The sequence below is a fragment of the Erythrobacter sp. R86502 genome (assembly GCF_042466465.1).
In the GTDB taxonomy this organism is placed as follows: Bacteria; Pseudomonadota; Alphaproteobacteria; order Sphingomonadales; family Sphingomonadaceae; genus Erythrobacter.
Genome location: NZ_JAXHCJ010000001.1, coordinates 567779 through 588201 on the forward strand (window position 1 = coordinate 567779; position 20423 = coordinate 588201).

General features: G+C 60.7%; 30 protein-coding genes. 26 read left to right on the forward strand and 4 right to left on the reverse strand.

Going from position 1 to position 20423, the window contains the following annotated elements:
* Positions 1–463 precede the first annotated feature (463 nt).
* The 4 genes from SJY33_RS02670 to SJY33_RS02685 all read right to left on the reverse strand — a co-directional run bounded on the left by SJY33_RS02670 (position 464) and on the right by SJY33_RS02685 (position 3043).
* Complete coding sequence (locus SJY33_RS02670; protein WP_379920989.1) at positions 464–1021, reverse strand: hypothetical protein; 558 nt, start codon at positions 1019–1021, stop codon at positions 464–466.
* Complete coding sequence (locus SJY33_RS02675) at positions 1018–1785, reverse strand: DUF6683 family protein (protein WP_379920990.1); 768 nt, start codon at positions 1783–1785, stop codon at positions 1018–1020. Before SJY33_RS02675 ends, SJY33_RS02670 begins: the two co-directional genes overlap by 4 nt.
* Positions 1786–1877: 92 nt before the next feature.
* Positions 1878–2615 carry a DUF6683 family protein gene (locus tag SJY33_RS02680; protein ID WP_379920991.1) on the reverse strand — a complete coding sequence of 246 codons (738 nt, stop codon included), beginning with the start codon at positions 2613–2615 and terminating at the stop codon, positions 1878–1880.
* 26 nt (positions 2616–2641) lie between these two features.
* Positions 2642–3043 carry a hypothetical protein gene (locus SJY33_RS02685; protein WP_379920992.1) on the reverse strand — a complete coding sequence of 134 codons (402 nt, stop codon included), beginning with the start codon at positions 3041–3043 and terminating at the stop codon, positions 2642–2644.
* 872 nt (positions 3044–3915) lie between these two features.
* On the opposite strand from SJY33_RS02685, the gene rpsL reads away from it, so the two are divergent.
* From rpsL to secY, 26 genes are all read left to right on the forward strand, one after another.
* Positions 3916–4287: a 30S ribosomal protein S12 gene (gene rpsL / locus SJY33_RS02690; RefSeq protein WP_006831873.1), complete on the forward strand. Its 372-nt coding sequence runs from the start codon at positions 3916–3918 to the stop codon at positions 4285–4287.
* A gap of 148 nt (positions 4288–4435) precedes the next feature.
* Complete coding sequence (rpsG, locus tag SJY33_RS02695; protein ID WP_379920993.1) at positions 4436–4906, forward strand: 30S ribosomal protein S7; 471 nt, start codon at positions 4436–4438, stop codon at positions 4904–4906.
* Between the two features lie 150 nt (positions 4907–5056).
* Positions 5057–7150 carry an elongation factor G gene (gene fusA / locus SJY33_RS02700; protein WP_379920994.1) on the forward strand — a complete coding sequence of 698 codons (2094 nt, stop codon included), beginning with the start codon at positions 5057–5059 and terminating at the stop codon, positions 7148–7150.
* Between the two features lie 95 nt (positions 7151–7245).
* Positions 7246–8436: an elongation factor Tu gene (gene tuf, locus SJY33_RS02705; RefSeq protein WP_379920995.1), complete on the forward strand. Its 1191-nt coding sequence runs from the start codon at positions 7246–7248 to the stop codon at positions 8434–8436.
* Positions 8437–8768: 332 nt separating this feature from the next.
* Positions 8769–9080 carry a 30S ribosomal protein S10 gene (gene rpsJ / locus SJY33_RS02710; protein ID WP_017665146.1) on the forward strand — a complete coding sequence of 104 codons (312 nt, stop codon included), beginning with the start codon at positions 8769–8771 and terminating at the stop codon, positions 9078–9080.
* 283 nt (positions 9081–9363) lie between these two features.
* On the forward strand, positions 9364–10158 hold the full coding sequence (gene rplC / locus SJY33_RS02715; protein WP_379920996.1) for a 50S ribosomal protein L3: 795 nt from the start codon (positions 9364–9366) through the stop codon (positions 10156–10158).
* Positions 10159–10161: 3 nt separating this feature from the next.
* Positions 10162–10791, forward strand: a complete 630-nt coding sequence (gene rplD, locus SJY33_RS02720; RefSeq protein WP_379920997.1) for a 50S ribosomal protein L4 — start codon at positions 10162–10164, stop codon at positions 10789–10791.
* Positions 10784–11092 (forward strand): 50S ribosomal protein L23, encoded by a 309-nt coding sequence (locus tag SJY33_RS02725; RefSeq protein WP_379920998.1) that lies wholly within the window; start codon positions 10784–10786, stop codon positions 11090–11092. Before rplD ends, SJY33_RS02725 begins: the two co-directional genes overlap by 8 nt.
* Positions 11093–11115: 23 nt before the next feature.
* Positions 11116–11952, forward strand: coding sequence for a 50S ribosomal protein L2 (gene rplB, locus SJY33_RS02730; protein ID WP_379920999.1), 837 nt, complete (start codon positions 11116–11118; stop codon positions 11950–11952).
* Between the two features lie 6 nt (positions 11953–11958).
* Positions 11959–12234, forward strand: coding sequence for a 30S ribosomal protein S19 (gene rpsS, locus SJY33_RS02735; protein WP_101791182.1), 276 nt, complete (start codon positions 11959–11961; stop codon positions 12232–12234).
* Entirely contained in the window at positions 12234–12611 is a 378-nt protein-coding gene (rplV, locus tag SJY33_RS02740) for a 50S ribosomal protein L22 (protein ID WP_379921000.1), read from the forward strand. The genes rpsS and rplV overlap by 1 nt, the downstream gene beginning before the upstream one ends.
* Before the next feature lies 1 nt (position 12612).
* Positions 12613–13308, forward strand: coding sequence for a 30S ribosomal protein S3 (gene rpsC / locus SJY33_RS02745; RefSeq protein WP_379921001.1), 696 nt, complete (start codon positions 12613–12615; stop codon positions 13306–13308).
* A gap of 11 nt (positions 13309–13319) precedes the next feature.
* Entirely contained in the window at positions 13320–13754 is a 435-nt protein-coding gene (gene rplP, locus SJY33_RS02750; protein ID WP_379921002.1) for a 50S ribosomal protein L16, read from the forward strand.
* Positions 13754–13966, forward strand: a complete 213-nt coding sequence (gene rpmC / locus SJY33_RS02755; RefSeq protein WP_379921003.1) for a 50S ribosomal protein L29 — start codon at positions 13754–13756, stop codon at positions 13964–13966. The genes rplP and rpmC overlap by 1 nt, the downstream gene beginning before the upstream one ends.
* A gap of 12 nt (positions 13967–13978) precedes the next feature.
* Positions 13979–14269, forward strand: a complete 291-nt coding sequence (rpsQ, locus tag SJY33_RS02760) for a 30S ribosomal protein S17 (protein WP_379921004.1) — start codon at positions 13979–13981, stop codon at positions 14267–14269.
* Between the two features lie 75 nt (positions 14270–14344).
* Positions 14345–14713, forward strand: coding sequence for a 50S ribosomal protein L14 (gene rplN / locus SJY33_RS02765; protein WP_054118166.1), 369 nt, complete (start codon positions 14345–14347; stop codon positions 14711–14713).
* On the forward strand, positions 14713–15033 hold the full coding sequence (gene rplX / locus SJY33_RS02770; RefSeq protein WP_379921006.1) for a 50S ribosomal protein L24: 321 nt from the start codon (positions 14713–14715) through the stop codon (positions 15031–15033). The genes rplN and rplX overlap by 1 nt, the downstream gene beginning before the upstream one ends.
* Positions 15026–15607, forward strand: a complete 582-nt coding sequence (gene rplE / locus SJY33_RS02775) for a 50S ribosomal protein L5 (RefSeq protein ID WP_379921007.1) — start codon at positions 15026–15028, stop codon at positions 15605–15607. Before rplX ends, rplE begins: the two co-directional genes overlap by 8 nt.
* A 42-nt stretch (positions 15608–15649) precedes the next feature.
* Positions 15650–15955, forward strand: a complete 306-nt coding sequence (gene rpsN / locus SJY33_RS02780; RefSeq protein ID WP_069310542.1) for a 30S ribosomal protein S14 — start codon at positions 15650–15652, stop codon at positions 15953–15955.
* A gap of 10 nt (positions 15956–15965) precedes the next feature.
* Positions 15966–16361 (forward strand): 30S ribosomal protein S8, encoded by a 396-nt coding sequence (gene rpsH, locus SJY33_RS02785; protein ID WP_379921009.1) that lies wholly within the window; start codon positions 15966–15968, stop codon positions 16359–16361.
* Positions 16361–16894 carry a 50S ribosomal protein L6 gene (rplF, locus tag SJY33_RS02790; protein WP_379921010.1) on the forward strand — a complete coding sequence of 178 codons (534 nt, stop codon included), beginning with the start codon at positions 16361–16363 and terminating at the stop codon, positions 16892–16894. The genes rpsH and rplF overlap by 1 nt, the downstream gene beginning before the upstream one ends.
* 1 nt (position 16895) lies before the next feature.
* Positions 16896–17240: a 50S ribosomal protein L18 gene (gene rplR / locus SJY33_RS02795; protein ID WP_379921012.1), complete on the forward strand. Its 345-nt coding sequence runs from the start codon at positions 16896–16898 to the stop codon at positions 17238–17240.
* A 2-nt stretch (positions 17241–17242) separates the two neighbouring features.
* Entirely contained in the window at positions 17243–17989 is a 747-nt protein-coding gene (gene rpsE, locus SJY33_RS02800) for a 30S ribosomal protein S5 (protein WP_379923506.1), read from the forward strand.
* Positions 17990–17995: 6 nt separating this feature from the next.
* Positions 17996–18172, forward strand: coding sequence for a 50S ribosomal protein L30 (gene rpmD / locus SJY33_RS02805; protein ID WP_379921014.1), 177 nt, complete (start codon positions 17996–17998; stop codon positions 18170–18172).
* A gap of 76 nt (positions 18173–18248) precedes the next feature.
* Positions 18249–18773, forward strand: coding sequence for a 50S ribosomal protein L15 (gene rplO, locus SJY33_RS02810; RefSeq protein ID WP_379921015.1), 525 nt, complete (start codon positions 18249–18251; stop codon positions 18771–18773).
* A gap of 184 nt (positions 18774–18957) precedes the next feature.
* On the forward strand, positions 18958–20322 hold the full coding sequence (gene secY, locus SJY33_RS02815; RefSeq protein WP_379921017.1) for a preprotein translocase subunit SecY: 1365 nt from the start codon (positions 18958–18960) through the stop codon (positions 20320–20322).
* Positions 20323–20423: the final 101 nt, after the last annotated feature.

A 20423-nucleotide genomic window follows, 5' to 3' on the forward strand; every position in this document is an offset into this window, starting at 1 on the left:
ATAGGGGAGGGGAGTAGGAAAAAACCAAACTCCCCTCACCTTGTGGGAGGGGCCGGGGGAGGGCGCGGAGCCACCAACGGCGCGCGAGGCACAGCACCGGCGTGAAAGGCAGACCGGCCGCCGCGCCTTATGGCGCGAAAGCCAAGGCGGACGGACGTCCGCCGCCCGGCGCCTGAGGGCGCCCACAAATGAATCGCGGAGGGGAGGGGTGGCGTCCTTCCTCGCTTTTCGTGCGCCGAGGCTTGACCCGGAATTAAAGCAGCCCGCGGAAATATGCCAATTTGTAACCACACCTGATGCGACTTCGCTGGCGGAACCAAATTGCACAAGGTCTGCTTTCGGCGAGAATTGGCCGATCTTGCCATGACTTAAATTGGGTGGATAGTTGAACGTCTACTTCGTGGTCTATGCGACTGGCGCGATCCACCGTTGCGATTTGGCGAAGGCGTTGCCCCGCGCGGGATCAGCGACCGATGATCTGCCTCCGGGCCAACGGCAGGAGGCGCTCCATGACCTCGCTTGATGTACCGGTGCTGCTTGATATGACCCGCAGCGTCAGTACCTGCCCGTCTCGCATGATGTAGGCCGTTGCCCCATCGCCACGGGGCCGGGGATACTGGCTGACCCATCCAACCGCAGGCGCGATATCAAGCGCCTTGATCCGGCAGCCAGCATTGCGGCTCCGGCACTTGCGTTCCACATCCGCTGCGCTGGTCAGGCCCAGACGTAGGCTCTCCTCCGCCCCGTAGTCATCTGTTCCCAGCAAAATATCGATCATCGGTGAACCCGTGCACTCCGCGCAATAGAGCGACACGCGCTTGGGCTCGGCCCTGAAGATATAGCCCGGCCCAAGCGCCGCCGCAGCCGCATCGCCGATCGGGGTAAGATCAGCGATGGCAAAGCCTTCTGCGCTCGCCCCTGTGGCCGCCAGCAGCGCGACAAGCGGCAAGGCGCGGCGCCATACCAGCCCTGCCAGGCCGACCGCAAGGGAGTGCGAAACAGAGCGACGAGCGAGGTTCATTTCGTTTTGCGCGGCACGATTCCGCTTTGGGTGAGGTTCATCTGCGAAAGGTCGATCCCGCTAACTTTGGCATCCTTCTGAGCGATTGCGGGGAGTTGCGCCTTGATCTCGGGGTTGGCTCCTGCTGCCTTGATCAATTCTGCAAGGATCAAGGCCTGAAGTAGCAGTGCTTCGGCATATTCTTGTCTTATGGCATCATTGGTGCTGGCGAAATCGGATGTCGTCGCAAAGGCGTTGCGGACTTGACGCGAAACGTTTTGCGCCATTTCGCGGTTGGGTTCCTGCATTCGCACCTCAGACGCTAGCCATGCCATGATCCACCACATAGCGAAGGCATCGGCGACGTTGTGCGAATCGAGCCCATAAGGCTGAATGCCAGCGCGGATATCGTCCATCAGCATTGGCTGCGCGGCGAACATTTGCTCTAGTTCGGCGCGGGCAGCCGGGTTTGGTGCGCGCGCCAGAAAGCTGCGCAAGTTCTGCTGGGTGCGGGCCGGACTGTAGCGATAGCGGTAATCGACAGCCGCGGCTTGTCCGGCATCTTGCCTGCCTGTGGCTGTCAGCCCCTTCGCGGAACCGAGGGCTGCTTCTTCATCCGACTCGCCCCCAGTTGCTGTCCTTTCCTGCAACACAATGCTCATCACGTCCGTACCGGTTGTCGTCGACAGAACCTGAGGATTGATCCACGGCATCGATTGGGCATGTGACGCCGAGCTACCAATCGCCAGGACAATCGCCGCGCAAAATGCGATCCCTCGTTGCATGCGCGTTCTCCCGATCGAACCTGACAACGCGGGCGCGCGGCGCTCGCATCGGTTTTGCGACATCGGCACTGTTTGGTTGCATGACATAAACATCACCGCTCCTTGCGCGGGACGAAGCCAGCTTGGGTGAGGGTCATCTCGGAAAGGTCGATGCCGCTGGCCTTGGCGCCTTGACGGGCGGCCTCCGCAAGCTGATCGAGCAACTTGGGATCGTTCTTCGATTGCTCGAACATCGAGCCGAGCATTGTCGCCTGAAGCAGCAGTGCCTCGGCATATTCCTGCCGCTCGGCATCGCCGCTGACGGCGAAATCGGGCGTGGCGGCAAAGGCATTGCGCACCTGCCGCTTGACCGCTTTGACCGTGGCCGCGTCCGGCACCTCGTCGCGCTTGTTGGCGACCAGCCATGCGTTCATCCACCACATCGCGTAGGCATCGGCGACATTGTGCGGATCGAAACCGAAGCTGCGCGCTGCAGTGCTGATTTCGTCCATCAGACCTGGCTGCACAGCGAACATTTGCTCAAGCTCGGCACGGGCTGCCGGGTGTGGCGTGCGGGCGACGAAGTTCCTGACGTTGGTCTGTGTCCGTGCCCGGCTCGGCGTGAAAGTGAACCTGGTCGACGGCGCGACAGGTGCAGCCTGTTCGCCTTGCCGGTGCGGTTCGCTATCTTCCACTCGACGTTCGAGCAGCTCCCGCTGAAGATTGGCCATAGCAAATGGCGGAGCGATGGTGATGGTGGACGGGACAAAGGCATGGGCCTCACCGCCAATACCCAGTAGCGCAACAGCTGCCGCCAGCCAAAGCAATACCGTAGCCCTGATGTGTCCCACGGGGCGTTGACCCCTTTCTCGTGATATCATGGCCATGATGTCTCCTGACTATCAGCGCCGCTCGACGCAGCGCATCTGGCTAACGTTTCCTCATTAAGGTAGTCGATGCAATAACCGAGCGCTTCGAGCTCCTCCTCACGGACCAGCGCCTGATCGCAATCGGGTGAACCACTCACCCCGCCGCCGACAGCCACACAGGCCGCATTCAGACGCTTCACCTCGTCTAACAGCGTTCGCGCTTCAGCCGGTGCGCCTTTGGCCGTGCTTTCATCCGCGGCGGGCCCAGTGTGCTGCCTCGATCCTTGCGCCATCGCTGGCGGATCTTGTCGGACAGCACCGCTTCCCGCCTGCACAGGCTGCGCAGCATCGCTGCAGCCCGAAAGCGCCAAGTTGTGCACCACGGCCAGAAGCGCGACGAAGACCTTCAAAGCCGATGAAAACTAGCACAAACGGCAGCTTATGGAAGCACGCAATCGAGAGTTGCGACGACAGCTCTGGGGGCGATAACTGAAAGGCAGCTTTTATTCGCTTTATCGCGAAATCTGCCCTGCCTCCGCCCCGCGCGAGACGTTGCTTGAGAAGCTAGCCATACCCCGGCGTTGGCGTTTAGCCTGCTTGCGCAACCGCCGGGGTGATGAACGCAGGGGTTAGCGGCCCCGGGGGTTTATTTGTTCGGCCCCTCAAGCGCCGGGCGCAGCGCGTCCGCGCTGCTTGCCTTCCTCACATTCGCTCGGGCGGCCGTGCAGGTGTGCTACGCACGTCTGCGCCTTCGGCTTCGATTCCGGCTTTGCGGCGGCTGCGCCGCCGGTATATCGTCGCACGTGCTGTCGCTGAGTGCCGCTTGGCGCCACAAGCGAGGGTGTTGGATGCCTCCTCTGCTCCAACACCGACCCTTGACCCCCCGCCCAATCCCGCCTAAGGGCGCGCATCTTCCGGGGTTATTCCCGGTTTGAGCTGAACATTGGCGGCTCCGTCTCTCGCTCTCCAGTCAATGGGCACGGGAGGCCGTCGTCAAAGTAACCCGGTGGCCGAAGGGCCGGATATGCGGGTGGAGCGTTTCAGTCTCGTTCGTCGTCCCGGCATTATTCGGGATTTCGCGGTCGCAGCCTTGGTGCTGGCAGATTGCGGTCCCGGATCAGGTCCGGGGTGACGGGCTCGGCTTTCTCCCTCCTCTCACATTGTCCGGTTCCGGTGTCGCCCTCGTCTCGATCCCTTCATGGAAGGTGGGAACCGGTTTGGCCTTTGGCCAGCGTCGCTTCCCCTTCCGGAAGGGTCGACAAAAAGGTGAAGTGAGAACTTAATGCCGACAATCAACCAGCTGGTCCGCAAGGGCCGCGTTCCGCAGAAGGCCAAGTCCAAGGTCCCTGCGATGGAGCAGAACCCGCAGAAGCGCGGCGTTTGCACCCGCGTTTACACGACGACCCCGAAGAAGCCGAACTCGGCATTGCGCAAGGTGGCCAAGGTGCGCCTGACCAACCAGCGCGAAGTCATCAGCTACATCCCGGGCGAAGGCCACAACCTGCAGGAGCACAGCGTTGTGCTGATCCGCGGCGGGCGTGTGCGCGATCTTCCCGGCGTGCGTTACCACGTCCTTCGCGGCGTGCTTGACACACAGGGTGTGAAGGATCGCAAGCAGAGCCGTTCGAAGTACGGCGCCAAGCGTCCGAAGTAAGGTTTAACGTGCGGTAGGTTCGGCTTCGGCCCGCTCCCCCTCCCGGCTACCCTAACGAGGTAGACTGTGGGTGGCCGGGAGGGGGAGCGGGCCGGAGCCGCAAGGTAAACCCGGACGGGTTTGCCGCACTCCGAAGGAGTTCAAGAATATGTCACGTCGTCGTCGTCCCGAAAAGCGGGTCATCCTGCCCGATCCCCAGTACGGGGATCAGATCCTTTCCAAGTTCATGAACAACCTGATGTATGACGGCAAGAAGGCCGTCGCTGAAGGTATCGTGTACAGCGCACTCGAAACTGTTGAGGCCAAGGCCAAGGCGGACCCGATCCAGCTGTTCCACGATGCGCTGAACAATGTGAAGCCGCAGGTCGAAGTCCGCAGCCGCCGCGTTGGCGGTGCCACGTATCAGGTGCCGGTCGAGGTTCGCCCCGAACGTGCCCAGGCGCTCGCGATCCGCTGGCTGATCACTGCTGCACGCGGTCGTCCCGAAACCACCATGGCCGCACGTCTGTCGGGTGAGCTTCTGGATGCGGCGAACAACCGCGGCAATGCGGTGAAGAAGCGTGAAGACACGCACCGTATGGCAGACGCCAACCGCGCCTTCTCGCACTACCGCTGGTAACAGGCGGAGCGCTGGAACGATCGTTGATTGCAGACAGCCGGAGCGCCAAGGTAACCCAGGGTCTTCCGGCTGTCACAATCATCACTATATGGAGCGCGCTACGGGTCTCTTGTTGGGCCGGGCCGCTTCTCCAACTCCAAGGAATTCATCATGGCACGCAGCCATCCGCTCGAACGCTATCGCAATATCGGCATCATGGCGCACATCGACGCCGGCAAGACCACCACCACCGAACGGATTCTGTTCTACACCGGCAAGTCGTACAAGATCGGCGAAGTGCATGATGGCGCTGCGACGATGGACTGGATGGAGCAGGAGCAGGAACGCGGGATCACGATCACCTCGGCCGCGACGACCTGTTTCTGGCAGGCCGAAGACGGCAAGGGTCCCGAACACCGGATCAACATCATCGACACCCCCGGCCACGTCGACTTCACGATTGAAGTTGAACGCTCGCTGCGCGTGCTCGATGGCGCGGTCGCCTGTTTCGATGGCGTGGCCGGCGTGGAGCCGCAGTCCGAAACCGTATGGCGTCAGGCCGACAAGTACGGCGTGCCGCGCATGTGCTTCATCAACAAGCTCGACCGCACCGGCGCGAACTTCAAGTATTGCGTCCAGTCGATCATCGATCGCCTCGGCGCACGCCCGGCCGTGCTTTACATTCCGATCGGTCTCGAAGCTGATCTGAAGGGTCTGGTCGATCTCGTCCACAACCGCGCCATCATCTGGAAAGATGAATCGCTGGGTGCCGAGTTCGTCTATGAAGACATCCCGGCAGATCTCGCCGACGAAGCGGCGCAGTATCGCAGCGAACTGATCGAACTTGCCGTTGAGCAGGACGACGAGGCGATGGAAGCGTACCTCGAAGGGAACGAGCCTGATGCGGCCACGCTGAAGGCGCTGATCCGCAAGGGCACGCTGAATCAGTCGTTCGTGCCCGTCTGCTGCGGCTCGGCGTTCAAGAACAAGGGCGTGCAGCCCCTGCTCGACGCCGTGGTCGATTATCTTCCTTCGCCGCTCGACATTCCTGACGTCCAGGGCGTCAAGATGGACAGCGACGAAGTCGATAGCCGTCCGGCCACCGATGACGCGCCGTTCAGCGCGCTGGCGTTCAAGGTGATGAACGATCCGTTCGTCGGCAGCCTGACCTTCATCCGCATCTATTCGGGTAGCCTTAACAAGGGGACCTACCTGAACTCGGTGAAGGACAAGAAGGAAAAGGTCGGTCGTATGCTCGAAATGCATGCGAACGAGCGTAAGGACGTCGACGAAGCCTTCGCAGGCGACATCATCGCTCTTGCCGGTATGAAGGAAACCACCACGGGCGACACGCTCTGCGCTAGCAGCGCGCCGATCGTGCTCGAACGGATGGAATTCCCCGAGCCGGTGATCGAACTGAGCGTGGAGCCGAAGACCAAGGCGGACCAGGAAAAGATGGGCATCGCGCTCAATCGTCTATCAGCCGAAGATCCCAGCTTCCGCGTGTCGACCGATCACGAAAGCGGCCAGACCATCATCAAGGGCATGGGCGAATTGCACCTCGACATCATCGTCGACCGCATGAAGCGCGAGTTCAAGGTCGAAGCCAATGTCGGCGCACCGCAGGTGGCGTACCGCGAGTATCTCGCCCGCGAAGTCGATGTCGATTACACCCACAAGAAGCAGTCGGGTGGCTCGGGCCAGTTCGGCCGCGTCAAGGTCACGGTCATCCCCGGTGAGCGTGGTCAGGGCGTGATCTTCGAGGATGTCATCAAGGGCGGCAACATTCCGCGCGAATACATCCCGGCGATTGAAAAGGGCTTCCGCGAACAGGCGGCCAGCGGTCACCTGGTCGGCTTCCCGATCATCGACTTCAGCATCAAGCTGACCGATGGTGCGTACCACGACGTCGACTCGAGCGCGATCGCGTTCGAAATCGCCGCGCGCGGTGCGATGCGTGAAGTCGCGCAGAAGGCCGGTATCAAGCTGCTCGAGCCGATCATGAAGGTTGAAGTCATCACCCCGGACGATTATCTGGGCGATGTTATCGGCGACCTCAACTCGCGGCGCGGTCAGATCCAGGGTACCGATACCCGCGGTAACGCTCAGGCGGTCGAAGCGTTTGTTCCGCTCGCCAACATGTTCGGCTACGTCAACGAACTGCGTTCGTTCACGCAAGGTCGCGCGAACTACTCGATGCAGTTCTCGCACTACGACGAGGTTCCGGCCAACGTCGCTGCCGAGGTCAAGGAGAAACTTGCCTAAGCTGCGTGAGCAGTCTAGGGGCGGCGCCTGATTCAGCGGGTGCCGCCGTTTTTCCCGCGAACACATTGTTTCATTCAAGAAGGTAAACCAGAGAAATGGCCAAGGAAAAGTTCCAGCGGAATAAGCCGCACTGCAACATCGGCACCATCGGTCACGTTGACCATGGCAAGACCACGCTGACTGCCGCAATCACGAAGGTGATGGCTGAAGTTTACGGCGGCGCCGCTGTCGACTTCGCCAACATCGACAAGGCTCCGGAAGAGCGCGAGCGCGGGATCACGATCTCGACCGCCCACGTCGAATACGAATTGGCCGACCGCCACTACGCGCACGTCGATTGCCCGGGTCACGCTGACTACGTGAAGAACATGATCACCGGTGCCGCCCAGATGGACGGCGCGATCCTGGTGGTGAACGCCGCTGATGGCCCGATGCCCCAGACCCGTGAGCACATCCTGCTCGCCCGTCAGGTCGGCGTGCCGGCACTGGTCGTGTACATGAACAAGGTCGATCAGGTCGATGACGAGGAAATCCTCGAGCTCGTCGAACTTGAAGTGCGCGAGCTTCTCTCGTCGTACGACTTTGACGGTGATAACATTCCGATCATCAAGGGTTCGGCTCTCGCCGCTCTTGAAGGCCGCGATGATAACATCGGCAAGGAATCGGTCATTGCACTGATCAAGGCTGTCGACGAATACATTCCGCAGCCCGACCGTCCGGTCGACAAGCCGTTCCTGATGCCGATCGAAGACGTATTCTCGATCTCGGGTCGTGGTACGGTTGTGACCGGCCGTATCGAAACCGGCATCGTCAACGTGGGTGAAGAAGTCGAAATCGTCGGCATCAAGGACACCCGCAAGACCACCGTCACCGGCGTGGAAATGTTCCGCAAGCTGCTCGATCGCGGCGAAGCTGGCGACAACGTCGGCGCGCTGATCCGCGGTGTGGCCCGTGAAGAAGTTGAGCGTGGCCAGGTTCTCTGCAAGCCCGGTACGGTCAAGCCGCACACCGAGTTCGAAGCCGAAGTTTACGTGCTGTCGAAGGACGAAGGTGGCCGTCACACGCCGTTCTTCGCCAACTACCGCCCGCAGTTCTACTTCCGCACGACCGACGTGACCGGTGAAGTCGTTCTTCCCGAAGGCACCGAAATGGTGATGCCGGGCGACAATGTTTCGATCGGCGTGAAGCTGATCGCACCGATCGCCATGGACGAAGGTCTGCGCTTCGCAATTCGCGAAGGCGGCCGCACCGTGGGTTCGGGCGTCGTTGCCAAGATCACGAAGTAAGGTTCTGCTCCCGTCAGGGAGCTGACTGAACGCCTCAAAGGCCCGGCCGCTCTTCAGGGAGCTGCCGGGCCTTTTTGCTGGAAGCAGGAGACGTTGGGGCAGGGTGGCCGTGTCGTTTCACGGTCACGCAATTTCCTTGCCAAAGCCCCTTGCCAGAATCTCGCGTGCTGCGTATAGGCCCGCATCCGCAGACGAGATTCGTCCCGTCTGCAACGAGTTTTGAAGAAGGCCGCCCGCTCTCGGGAAACCGGAATTGAGCGGGGCCGGCCTTTGTTTTTGGGAAATGCCGGATGACCGGCTGCTCCTTGGCTCTTTCGCATCGGTAGTAGGACATGGAAGCTCAGAATATCCGTATTCGCCTCAAGGCGTTTGATCACCGCGTTCTCGACCAGGCAACTGGTGAGATCGCCGATACGGCCCGCCGCACTGGCGCCCTTATTCGTGGCCCCATTCCTTTGCCGACGCGTATCGAGAAGTTCACCGTGAACCGCGGTCCTCACGTCGACAAGAAGTCGCGCGAGCAGTTCGAAGTTCGTACGTACAAGCGGTTGCTCGATATCGTGCAGCCCAACGCCCAGACCGTCGACGCGCTCATGAAGCTCGATCTGGCCGCTGGCGTTAACGTTGAGATCAAGCTGGCTTAAGCCAGCCGAAATGCCCCTGCTTCGGCAGGGGCCTCTATCGTCGGGGATTGCCTTCATATACGAAGCGCGCCCCATTCTACGATAGGGTGGATACCGCCGGATAATCATCCGGGCTGCGTCCCCCGTCTCGCTTCCACGGCCATGTGGCCTGACGAAGCACTCAGCCCGGACGGGGCGACGTATCAGACAATTTGGGCTGAACTGGGCTGCAGCGCTTGCGTTGTGGCCTGCCATGCACCTTGCGGATGGTCCGCCGGGTGCCTCTGTTGAGGAGTAACTGACGATGCGCACCGGCGTTATCGCAAAGAAAGTCGGGATGACCCGCCTCTTCCAGGAGGACGGACGGCACGTGCCTGTGACCGTTCTCGCGCTGGAAGATTGCCAGGTGGTTTCGCACCGTACTGCTGATCGTGATGGCTACTTCGCTGTCCAGCTCGGCGCGGGCGAAGCCAAGCAGAAGAACGTCGCCAAGCCGCAGCGTGAACATTTCGCCAAGGCCGACGTCGGTCTGAAGAAGCGCGTCGCTGAATTCCGCGTCGAAAATGAAGACGGCCTCGTGCCCGTCGGTTCGACGATCAGTGCCGAGCATTTCATCGCTGGTCAGATGGTCGATATCACCGGTCATACGCAGGGTAAGGGCTTTGCCGGCGCCATGAAGCGTTGGGGCTTCGGCGGTATGCGCGCCACCCACGGCGTGTCGATCTCGCACCGTGCCCACGGTTCGACGGGTAACCGTCAGGATCCGGGTCGCGTGTTCAAGGGCAAGAAGATGGCCGGCCACATGGGCGACCGTCAACGCACCCAGCAGAACCTGGAAATCGTTCGTACCGATGCTGAGCGCGGTCTTCTCTTCGTCAAGGGCTCGGTGCCCGGTGCGAAGAATGGCTGGCTGCTTGTGCGCGATTCGGTGAAGCTGCCGCTTCCCGAAGGTGTGCCGTTCCCCGGTGCCGTACTCGACAAGAAGGCCCCGCAGGCTGACGAGAACCCCTCGGTTGCCGACGCTGCCGCTGACGAAGCCATCGTGACCGAAGGTGTCGAAAACGACGCCGCGGCCACCGAAGAAAACAAGGAAGGCTGAGCCATGAAGATCAAGGTTCAGAACATCGATGGTACTGCTGGCAACGGCGGTGATATCGAGCTTTCGGACGACGTGTTCGGCATCGAGCCGCGCGCTGACATCCTTCACCGGGTCGTGACCTGGCAGCTCGAAAACCGTCGCGGCACCGCACGTCCGACGCGTGAGCGTTCGGATGTGGCGCGCACCGGCAAGAAGTACGGCAAGCAGAAGGGTGGCGGTACCGCCCGTCACGGCGATCGTGCTGCTCCGATCTTCATCGGCGGTGGTAAGGCTCATGGTGCGCGCAAGCGTGACTTCGAGCAGTCGCTTAACAAGAAGATCCGTGCGCTCGGCCTCAAGATGGCGCTTTCGAGCAAGGCCAAGGACGGTTTGGTCGTGGTCGACACGCTTGAACTCGCCGAAGCCAAGACCAAGGCGCTCAAGGGTCATCTCGCCAAGGCTGGTTTCGCCGGCAAGGTTCTCGTGATCGACGGCGAACAGGTTGACGCAGGCTTCAAGAAGGCTGCCGGTAACCTGCCAGGCATCAATGTGCTCCCCGCAATGGGCGCCAATGTCTACGACATCCTCAACCACGACACGCTGGTGCTGACCAAGGCCGCTGTCGAAAAGCTGGAGGCGCGCTTCAATGGCTAAGAAGCAGACTGTCGATGCGCGTCACTATGACGTGATCATCGCGCCGCACATCACGGAAAAGTCGACGCTTGCGTCGGAATTCAATGCCGTGGTCTTCAAGGTTGCGGGCACCGCGACCAAGCCCCAGATCAAGGAAGCGATCGAGGCGATCTACGACAAGAAGGTCGTCGCCGTGAACACCCTGGTCATGAAGGGCAAGACCAAGCGCTGGAAGGGCAAGGCCTATCAGCGTTCCGATGTGAAGAAGGCCATTGTCACCCTCGCTGAGGGTGAAATGATCGACATCACCAGCGGTATCTGAGGCCAAGGGACAGGAAACGAACAATGGCACTCAAGAACTATAAACCGACCAGTCCCGCTCGTCGCGGTCTGATCCTGGTCGACAAGTCGGCGCTTTACAAGGGCAAGCCGGTCAAGGCGCTTACCGAAGGCAAGCACAAGACCGGTGGCCGTAACAACAAGGGTCATGTCACTTCGCGTGGCATCGCCGGTGGTCACAAGCAGAAGTACCGCTACATCGACTTCAAGCGTCGCAAGTGGGACATGCCGGCTACCGTCGAGCGTCTGGAGTACGATCCCAATCGCACGGCCTTCATCGCACTGGTGAAGTACGAAGATGGCGAACAGACCTACATCATTGCGCCGCAGCGTCTTGCGGTTGGTGATCAGGTTGTCGCTGGCGAAAAGGTCGACACCAAGCCGGGCAACGCCATGTTGCTGGGTCAGATGCCGGTCGGCACCATCTGCCACAACGTGGAGATGAAGCCGGGCAAGGGCGGTCAGATCGCTCGTTCGGCCGGTACGTATGTACAGGTCGTCGGTCGTGACCGTGCGATGGTCATCGTTCGCCTCAATTCGGGTGAGCAGCGTTACCTTCGCGCCGACTGCATGGGCACTGTGGGCGCCGTGTCGAACCCCGACAACGGCAACCAGAACTTTGCCAAGGCTGGCCGCAAGCGCTGGATGGGTGTCCGCCCGCTGACGCGCGGTGTTGCGAAGAACCCGGTCGACCACCCTCACGGTGGTGGTGAAGGCCGGACCTCAGGTGGTCGCCATCCGGTGACGCCATGGGGCAAGCCGACCAAGGGTGCCCGTACACGCCATAACAAGCAGACGGACAAGATGATCATCCGTTCGCGTCACGCGAAGAAGAAGAGGTAAAAGACGATGGCACGTTCCGTCTGGAAAGGTCCGTTTGTCGAGCTGAGCCTGTTGAAGAAGGCTGAGACCGCGCAGGAAGCGAGCAACACCAAGCCGATCAAGACCTGGTCGCGTCGCTCGACGATTCTGCCGCAGTTCGTTGGGCTGACCTTCAATGTCTATAATGGGCACAAGTTCATTCCCGTTTCGGTTTCTGAGGAAATGGTCGGCCACAAGCTTGGTGAATTTGCGCCCACGCGCACATTCCCGGGTCACGCTGCCGACAAGAAGGGCAAGCGCTGATGAGCAAGGCAAAGGCACCCCGCCGCGTGGGCGACAATGAGGCGCTGGCCGTCGGCACCACGATCCGTGGTTCGGCGCAGAAGCTCAACCTCGTTGCTGCCCTGATCCGTGGCAAGAAGGCAGAGGATGCGTTGAACATCCTGGCTTTCTCGAAGCGCGCGATGGCACGCGATGCGAGCAAGGTTCTCGCGTCGGCGATCGCCAACGCTGAAAACAACCACAACCTCGATGTCGATGCGTTGATCGTGGCGGAAGCTTCGGTCGGCAAGTCGGTGACGATGAAGCGGTTCCACACCCGCGGCCGCGGCAAGTCGACCCGGATCCTCAAGCCGTTCTCACGGCTGCGGATCGTCGTTCGCGAAGCAGAAGAGGCGTAAGATGGGCCAGAAGAGCAATCCGATCGGTCTGCGCCTGCAGATCAACCGCACCTGGGACAGCCGCTGGTACGCCGAAGGGCGTGACTATGCGCAGCTTCTCAAAGAAGACGTGATGATCCGCAAGTACATCATGAAGAACCTGCCGCAGGCGGCAGTTTCGAAGGTGGTGATCGAGCGTCCGGCCAAGCTGTGCCGCGTTTCGATCTATGCGGCACGTCCCGGCGTCATCATCGGCAAGAAGGGCGCAGACATCGAAAAGCTGCGTTCGAAGCTTGCCACGATGACCGCCAGCGACGTGAAGCTGAACATCGTTGAAATTCGCAAGCCGGAAATCGATTCGAAGCTTGTCGCTCAGGGTATCGCTGACCAGCTGGTTCGCCGTGTGGCTTTCCGCCGTGCGATGAAGCGCGCTGTGCAGTCGGCTCTGCGTCTGGGTGCCGAAGGCATCAAGATCGTTTGCGGTGGCCGTTTGGGCGGGGCGGAAATCGCCCGAGTCGAATGGTACCGCGAAGGCCGCGTTCCGCTTCACACACTGCGTGCGAACATCGATTACGCCGAAACCGAAGCGTTGACCGCTTACGGGATCATCGGGATCAAGGTCTGGATCTTCAAGGGTGAGATCCTCGCCCATGATCCGACCGCGCAGGATCGCCTGATGCTGGAAGCGCAGACTTCCGGCGTACGGCCGGCTCGTTGAGGTAACAGACCATGTTGCAACCGAAAAAGCATAAGTACCGCAAGCAGTTCAAGGGACGGATCAAGGGTGAGGCCAAGGGTGGCACCACGCTGAACTTCGGCTCTTACGGCCTGAAGGCGCTGGAACCCGAGCGGATCACCGCGCGCCAGATCGAAGCTGCGCGTCGTGCCATCACCCGTCACATCAAGCGTCAGGGTCGTCTATGGATCCGCATCTTCCCTGATGTGCCCGTGACCAAGAAGCCTGCCGAAGTTCGTCAGGGTAAGGGCAAGGGTTCGGTGGAATACTGGGCTGCGCGCGTAAAGCCGGGCCGTATTCTGTTTGAACTCGACGGCGTTGCCGGCCCGCTGGCCGCTGAAGCATTCGAGCGCGCAGCGATGAAGCTGCCGATCAAGACCAAGGTTGTTGCCCGTCTGGGTGACACCAGCCACCTGGGAGGCGAATAATGGCCGACTTTGCGGACCTTCGCACCAAGACTGACGATCAGCTGACCGCCGAGCTCACCGAGCTGAAGCGCGAGCAGTACAATCTGCGGTTCCAGGCTGCGACCAACCAGCTCGAGGCTCCCTCGCGCATCCGTCAGGTGCGCCGGAACATCGCGCAGATCAAGACGCTGCAAAGCGAGCGTGCGGCCAAAGCCGCCGCCGCTAAGGCGTAAGGAGTAAGCACTATGCCCAAGCGCATCCTCGTCGGGACTGTGACCTCCGACAAGACAGACAAGACCGTGACCGTGCTGGTCGAACGCAAGGTGAAGCACCCGCTTTACGGGAAGATCATTCGTCGTTCGAAGAAGTATCACGCTCACGATGAAACCAACGAATTCACCGTGGGTGATGTCGTGCGGATCGAAGAGACCCGCCCGATGTCCAAGACCAAAACCTGGATCGTCAAGGACCGGGTTGTGGCTGGCGGCGTTCAGGCGGTGGAAGCCGACCTCGACGTGGCTGCGGCCGGTAACTGAATTAGACGTAAACGGAACTACCGGGCCCCGGTCGGATCGGGCGTCCCGGAAAGCCATTGAGAAGGAACCGGATCAATGATCCAGATGCAATCCAATCTCGACGTCGCGGACAACAGCGGCGCCAAGCGCGTCCAGTGCATCAAGGTGCTGGGCGGGTCGAAGCGTCGTACCGCGGGCGTCGGCGATGTGATCGTCGTCTCCATCAAGGAGGCGCAGCCGCGCGCGAAGGTCAAGAAGGGCGATGTTCATCGCGCTGTGATCGTGCGTACCCGCAAGGACGTTCGTCGTCCTGACGGCACCGTCATCCGCTTCGACAGCAATGCTGCCGTGCTGGTCAACAAGAACGAAGAGCCGATCGGCACTCGTATCTTTGGCCCAGTGGTTCGTGAACTGCGTTCGCGCGGCTTCATGAAGATCATCTCGCTCGCGCCGGAGGTGCTGTGATGGCTTCTGCCAAGATCAAGAAGGGTGACAGCGTTGTCGTGCTGTCGGGCAAGGACAAGGGTCGTACCGGTACGGTCGCTCAGGTCATGCCGAAGGACGGCAAGGTCGTTGTCGAAGGCATCAATGTCGCCGCCCGTCACCGCAAGCCCAGCCAGACCAACCCGCAGGGTGGCATCGACCGGTTCCCGGCCCCGATGAACATCTCGAAGGTGGCGCTGGCCGATCCCAAGACCGGCAAGGCCACGCGCGTCCGTTTCGAAATGAAGGACGGCAAGAAGGTCCGTGTCGCCGTGAAGAGTGGGGAGACCATCGATGGCTGATTACACCGCACGGATGAAGGTCAAGTACGACGAGGAAATCGTCAAGGCTATGACCGAAAAGTTTGGCTACAAGAACCGTCTTGAAGTTCCCAAGCTTGAAAAGATCACGCTCAACATGGGCGTGGGCGAAGCGAGCCAGGACAAGAAGAAGGTCCAGACCGCCGCTGAAGAAATGGCGCTGATTGCCGGCCAGAAGCCGGTCATCACGATCGCCAAGAAGTCGATCGCGCAGTTCAAGCTGCGTGAGGGCATGCCGATCGGTTGCAAGGTTACCCTGCGCCGCGAACGCATGTATGAATTCCTTGATCGTCTGGTCACCGTGGCTATGCCGCGCATCCGTGACTTTCGTGGTCTGAACGCCAAGTCGTTCGATGGCCGCGGCAACTACGCGATGGGGCTGAAGGAACAGATCGTGTTCCCCGAAATCAGCTACGACAAGATCGACAAGGTGCGCGGGATGGACATCATCGTGACCACCAGCGCGAAGACCGATGAAGAGGCGCGCGAGCTGCTGCGTCTTTTCGGCTTCCCCTTCCAGGGCGATGCCAAGACCGAACAGAAGGAGGCGGCGTGAGCCGCTTCCCCCAAAAGACACTAGGCAAGAGAGCTTAAGTCCATGGCGAAACTGAGTTCCATCAACAAGAATGAGCGTCGCAAGAAGCTCGTCAAGCAGTACGCTGCGAAGTACGAGAAGCTGAAGGCGATTGCTGCCGATGAATCGCTTGACGAGACCGAACGTCTCGTTGCGCGCCTCAAGATGGCAGAGCTTCCGCGCAACGCGAACCCAACCCGGGTCCGCAACCGTTGCGCCACCACCGGCCGCCCGCGCGGCTATTACCGCAAGTTCGGCATCAACCGTATCGAACTGCGCCAACTCGGTAACAGCGGGATGATCCCCGGTCTGACCAAGTCGAGCTGGTGAGGACTGAATAATGGCTATGACCGATCCTCTGGGTGATATGCTCACCCGTATCCGCAACGGCCAGCGCGCCAAGAAGGACTCCGTGCTGACGCCCGCGAGCAACCTTCGCGCTAGCGTGCTCGAAGTGCTTCAGCGTGAAGGCTACATCCGTGGCTTCAGCGAAGATCACTCGGGGAAGCACCCGGCGCTGCGGATCGAATTGAAGTATTTCGAAGGCGAGCCCGCGATCAAGCACGTGGCGCGCGTTTCCAAGCCCGGCCGCCGGATCTATTCGGGTTCCAAGGAACTTCCGACGATCCGCAACGGTCTTGGCATCACCATCGTCTCGACGCCCAGGGGCGTGCTTTCGGATGCCGAAGCACGCACTCACAACGTCGGTGGCGAAGTGCTGGCGGAGGTGTTCTGATGAGCCGCATCGGCAAAAAGCCGGTGGCGATCCCCGGCGGGGTGATGGCCACCATCGATAATGGTACGCTGACCGTGAAGGGCCCCAAGGGCACCCTTACCATGGGTCTGTCGGATCTGATCGATTACAAGGTCGAAGACGGCGAGATTTCGGTCAAGCCGGCCAACGACAGCCGCCAGGCGCGTGCCTTCTGGGGTATGCAGCGTACGTTGGTGTCCAACCTGGTCGAAGGCGTCACCGACGGCTTCACCAAGGTTCTGGTCATCAAGGGTGTGGGTTACCGCGCCAATGCGCAGGGCCGCAATCTGAAGCTGCAGCTTGGCTACAGCCACGATGTCGATCTGCCGGTTCCCGAGGGTCTTGAAGTCAAGACCCCGGATCAGACCACGGTCGAAATCTCGGGTTCCGACAAGCAGGCCGTTGGTCAGTTCGCTGCCGAAATCCGCCGTTGGCGCAAGCCCGAGCCCTATAAGGGCAAGGGGATCGCCTATCGCGGCGAATATATCTTCCGCAAGGAAGGGAAGAAGAGATAAGATGGCAAAGCTTTCCCTTTTCGAACGGCGCCGTCGCCGGGTCCGCACCGCGCTGCGTGCGCGGGCTGGTGGCAAGCCCCGTCTGTCGGTGCATCGCACCGGTCGTCACATCTACGCGCAGATCATTGACGATGCAGCCGGCCGTACGGTCGCAGCGGCTTCGACCCTCGGGGTCAAGGTCAGCGGCGCAAATGTCGATGCTGCTGTCGAGGTTGGCAAGCAGATTGCCGAAGCTGCCAAGAAGGCGGGCGTGACCACGGTCGTGTTCGATCGCGGCGGGTTCCTGTTCCATGGCCGCGTCAAGGCGCTGGCCGATGCCGCCCGTGAAGGCGGGCTGGAGTTCTGATGATGGCTGACGAAAACACCGAAAACCAGGCCGAGGTGCCCGCAGTGGCAACCACTCCTTCGGAAGCGGCCGAAAATCAGTCGCCGGCTCAGGCCGACGATGGCAATGCGCGTCGTGGCCGTGGCCGTGGCGGCAATCGTGAAGGCGGCGGCGGTGATCGCGGTCGTGGACGCGGTGGCCGTGACAACAACCGCGGTGGCAAGCAGGAAGAAGATGATGGCATCATCGAAAAGCTGGTCCACATCAACCGTGTCTCCAAGACCGTAAAGGGCGGCAAGCGCTTTGGCTTTGCAGCTTTGGTCGTGGTGGGTGACGGTCAGGGCCGCGTTGGCTTTGGCCACGGCAAGGCGCGCGAAGTGCCTGAAGCCATCACCAAGGCGACTGCTGCTGCTCGCAAGAAAATGATCCGTGTCCCGCTCAAGGAAGGCCGCACGCTGCACCATGATGGCAATGGCCGTTTTGGCGCGGGCAAGGTGACGTTGCGTACGGCGCCTCCGGGTACCGGCATCATTGCCGGCGGTCCGATGCGCGCTGTCTTCGAAAGCCTGGGCGTTGCTGACGTGGTGACCAAGTCGGTCGGCACTTCGAACCCCTATAACATGATCCGTGCCACTTTTGACGCGTTGACCGAGCAGACTTCGCCGAAGTCGGTGGCTCAGCGTCGCGGCAAGAAGGTTGCCGACCTTTTGGGTCGCGGCGGATCGAGCGCAGCCGAGGCGGAAGCCGACGCTGCAGCGATCGTGGAGTAACCGATCATGGCTACCATCAAGATCAAGCAGATCGGTTCGCCGATCCGTCGTCCCGAAAGCCAGCGCAAGATCCTTATCGGTCTTGGGTTGAACAAGATGCACAAGGTTGTAGAGCGCCAGGACACCCCTGAGGTGCGCGGCGCGATCGCCAAGATCCCGCATCTGGTTCAGGTGGTCGACTAAATCAATCCTGGCAGGCCCCGCATCGTCGGGGCCTTCCTTTCTGTCAGCGCGACAAAAGCGAAAGCGAGTGCACACTATGAAACTGAATGACATCCGCGACAATGCCGGCGCCCGCAAGGGCCGCATCCGGGTCGGCCGTGGTATCGGCTCGGGCAAGGGCAAGACCTCGGCTCGCGGTCAAAAGGGTCAGAAGGCCCGTTCCGGCGTCGCCATCAAGGGCTTTGAGGGCGGTCAGATGCCGCTTCACATGCGCCTGCCGAAGCGTGGCTTCAACAACCCGTTCGCCAAGCAATATGCCGAAGTGAACATCGGCATGATCCAGAAGTTCATCGACGCCGGCAAGCTCGATGCAGCTGACACCATCAGTGAAGACACGCTGCGGGCCGCTGGCCTGGTGCGTGACGGCAAGGACGGCGTCCGTGTGCTTGGCAAAGGTGAGATCACCTCCAAGGTGACCTTCGCCGTTACCGGCGCGACCAAGGGTGCGATTGCTGCGGTCGAAAAGGCCGGCGGTAAGGTCGAAGTGGCTCCGGCCGCAACGCCCGAGCACGAAAAGAAGCTTGCTCGCCGCGATGCCAACAAGGCTGCGCGCGCGAAGTAATCGACAAAAGGTGATGCGCGGGGGTTCGACAAGTGCCCCCGCGCTCCCTATTTACGCTCTCGCACGCCGGGCGGCCTTCCTGATGCGGGGCCTGCTGTTGCAGCAAAGTCGTGCATTGGATGGTCCGGGGTGGCTGCATGTAAGCCACCGGCACCGGATCAAGAGCTAGGACTGACAAAACGACATGGCTTCACGCGCCGATAATATCGCGAGCAATCTCAACCTCGGCAATTTTGCCAAGGCGACCGAGCTCAAGCAGCGCATCTGGTTCACCATCGGTGCGCTGATTGTCTTCCGTTTCCTCAGCTTCGTGCCGTTGCCCGGTGTGAACCCGCTGATTCTGAGCGAGCTGTATCAGCAGACCCGCGGCGGAATTCTCGACCTTTTCAACGCCTTTTCGGGTGGCAGCCTTGAGCGCATGAGTCTCATTGCGCTCGGCGTCATGCCCTACATCACGGCGTCCATCGTCGTTCAGATGGCTTCTGCGCTCCATCCAACGCTCTCGGCGTTGAAGAAGGAAGGCGCGAGCGGCCGTCAGAAGCTGAACCAGTACACCCGTTATGGCACCGTGTTACTGTGCATGATCCAGGGCTATGCCATTGCCGTGGGGCTTGAAAGCTTTGCAGCGCAGAACGGATTGGCTGCGGTTGTTAACCCCGGACCAATGTTCCGGGTTGTGTCTGTCATCAACCTTGTCGGCGGAACGATGTTTTTGCTGTGGTTGGGCGAACAGATCACAAGTCGCGGTATCGGCAACGGCATTTCGCTTATCATTATGGCCGGTATTGTGGCCCAGTTCCCGAGCTTTGCTTCAAACCTGTTTGAAGGTGGCCGCACTGGATCGATCGCGCCTTGGGTTATCATTGCGTTTCTTGTGATGGTGGTGGCGCTGATCTTGCTGATCTCGTTCATGGAACGCGCACAGCGTCGTCTGACAATCCAGTATCCGAAGCGCGCAACGCAGCGCGGCATGATGCAGGCGGAACGGTCATACCTGCCTCTCAAGATCAACACCGCGGGCGTGATCCCTCCGATCTTTGCCAGCTCGTTGCTTCTGCTGCCGCTGACAATCACACAGTTTGCCGGAACGTCGGTGGATACTGACAGCCAGTTCTATTCCGTGCTTCAGGGTCTGAACCAGTACCTCGCGCACGGTCAGCCGCTTTATATGATCCTCTACGCGATCGGCATCATCTTCTTCTGCTTCTTCTACACCGCGGTGGTCTTCAACCCGGAGGAAACGGCAGACAACCTCAAGAAGAATGGTGGCTCGATCCCGGGGATCCGCCCGGGCAAGCGCACCGCAGATTATCTTGAGTATGTTCTGACGCGGATCACGGTGGTTGGCGCGCTCTATCTCACGATCGTGTGTGTGGTTCCGGAATACATGATCGCGCAGACAGGGATTCCGCTGTTCCTCGGCGGCACCAGCCTGCTGATCGTGGTGAACGTGACCGTGGACACCATCAGCCAGATTCAGTCGCATTTGCTGGCGCTGCAATATGGTGATCTTATCAAAAAGGCCAAGCTCAAGGGGCGGATGCGCTGATATCCGACGACAGTCGGCTTGACGCAGATGCCCGCTTGGTTGAACCCGCTAGTCTGAAAGAATACGCCGGGCAAAGCTCCGCGGCGTTATTGGGGGACGGT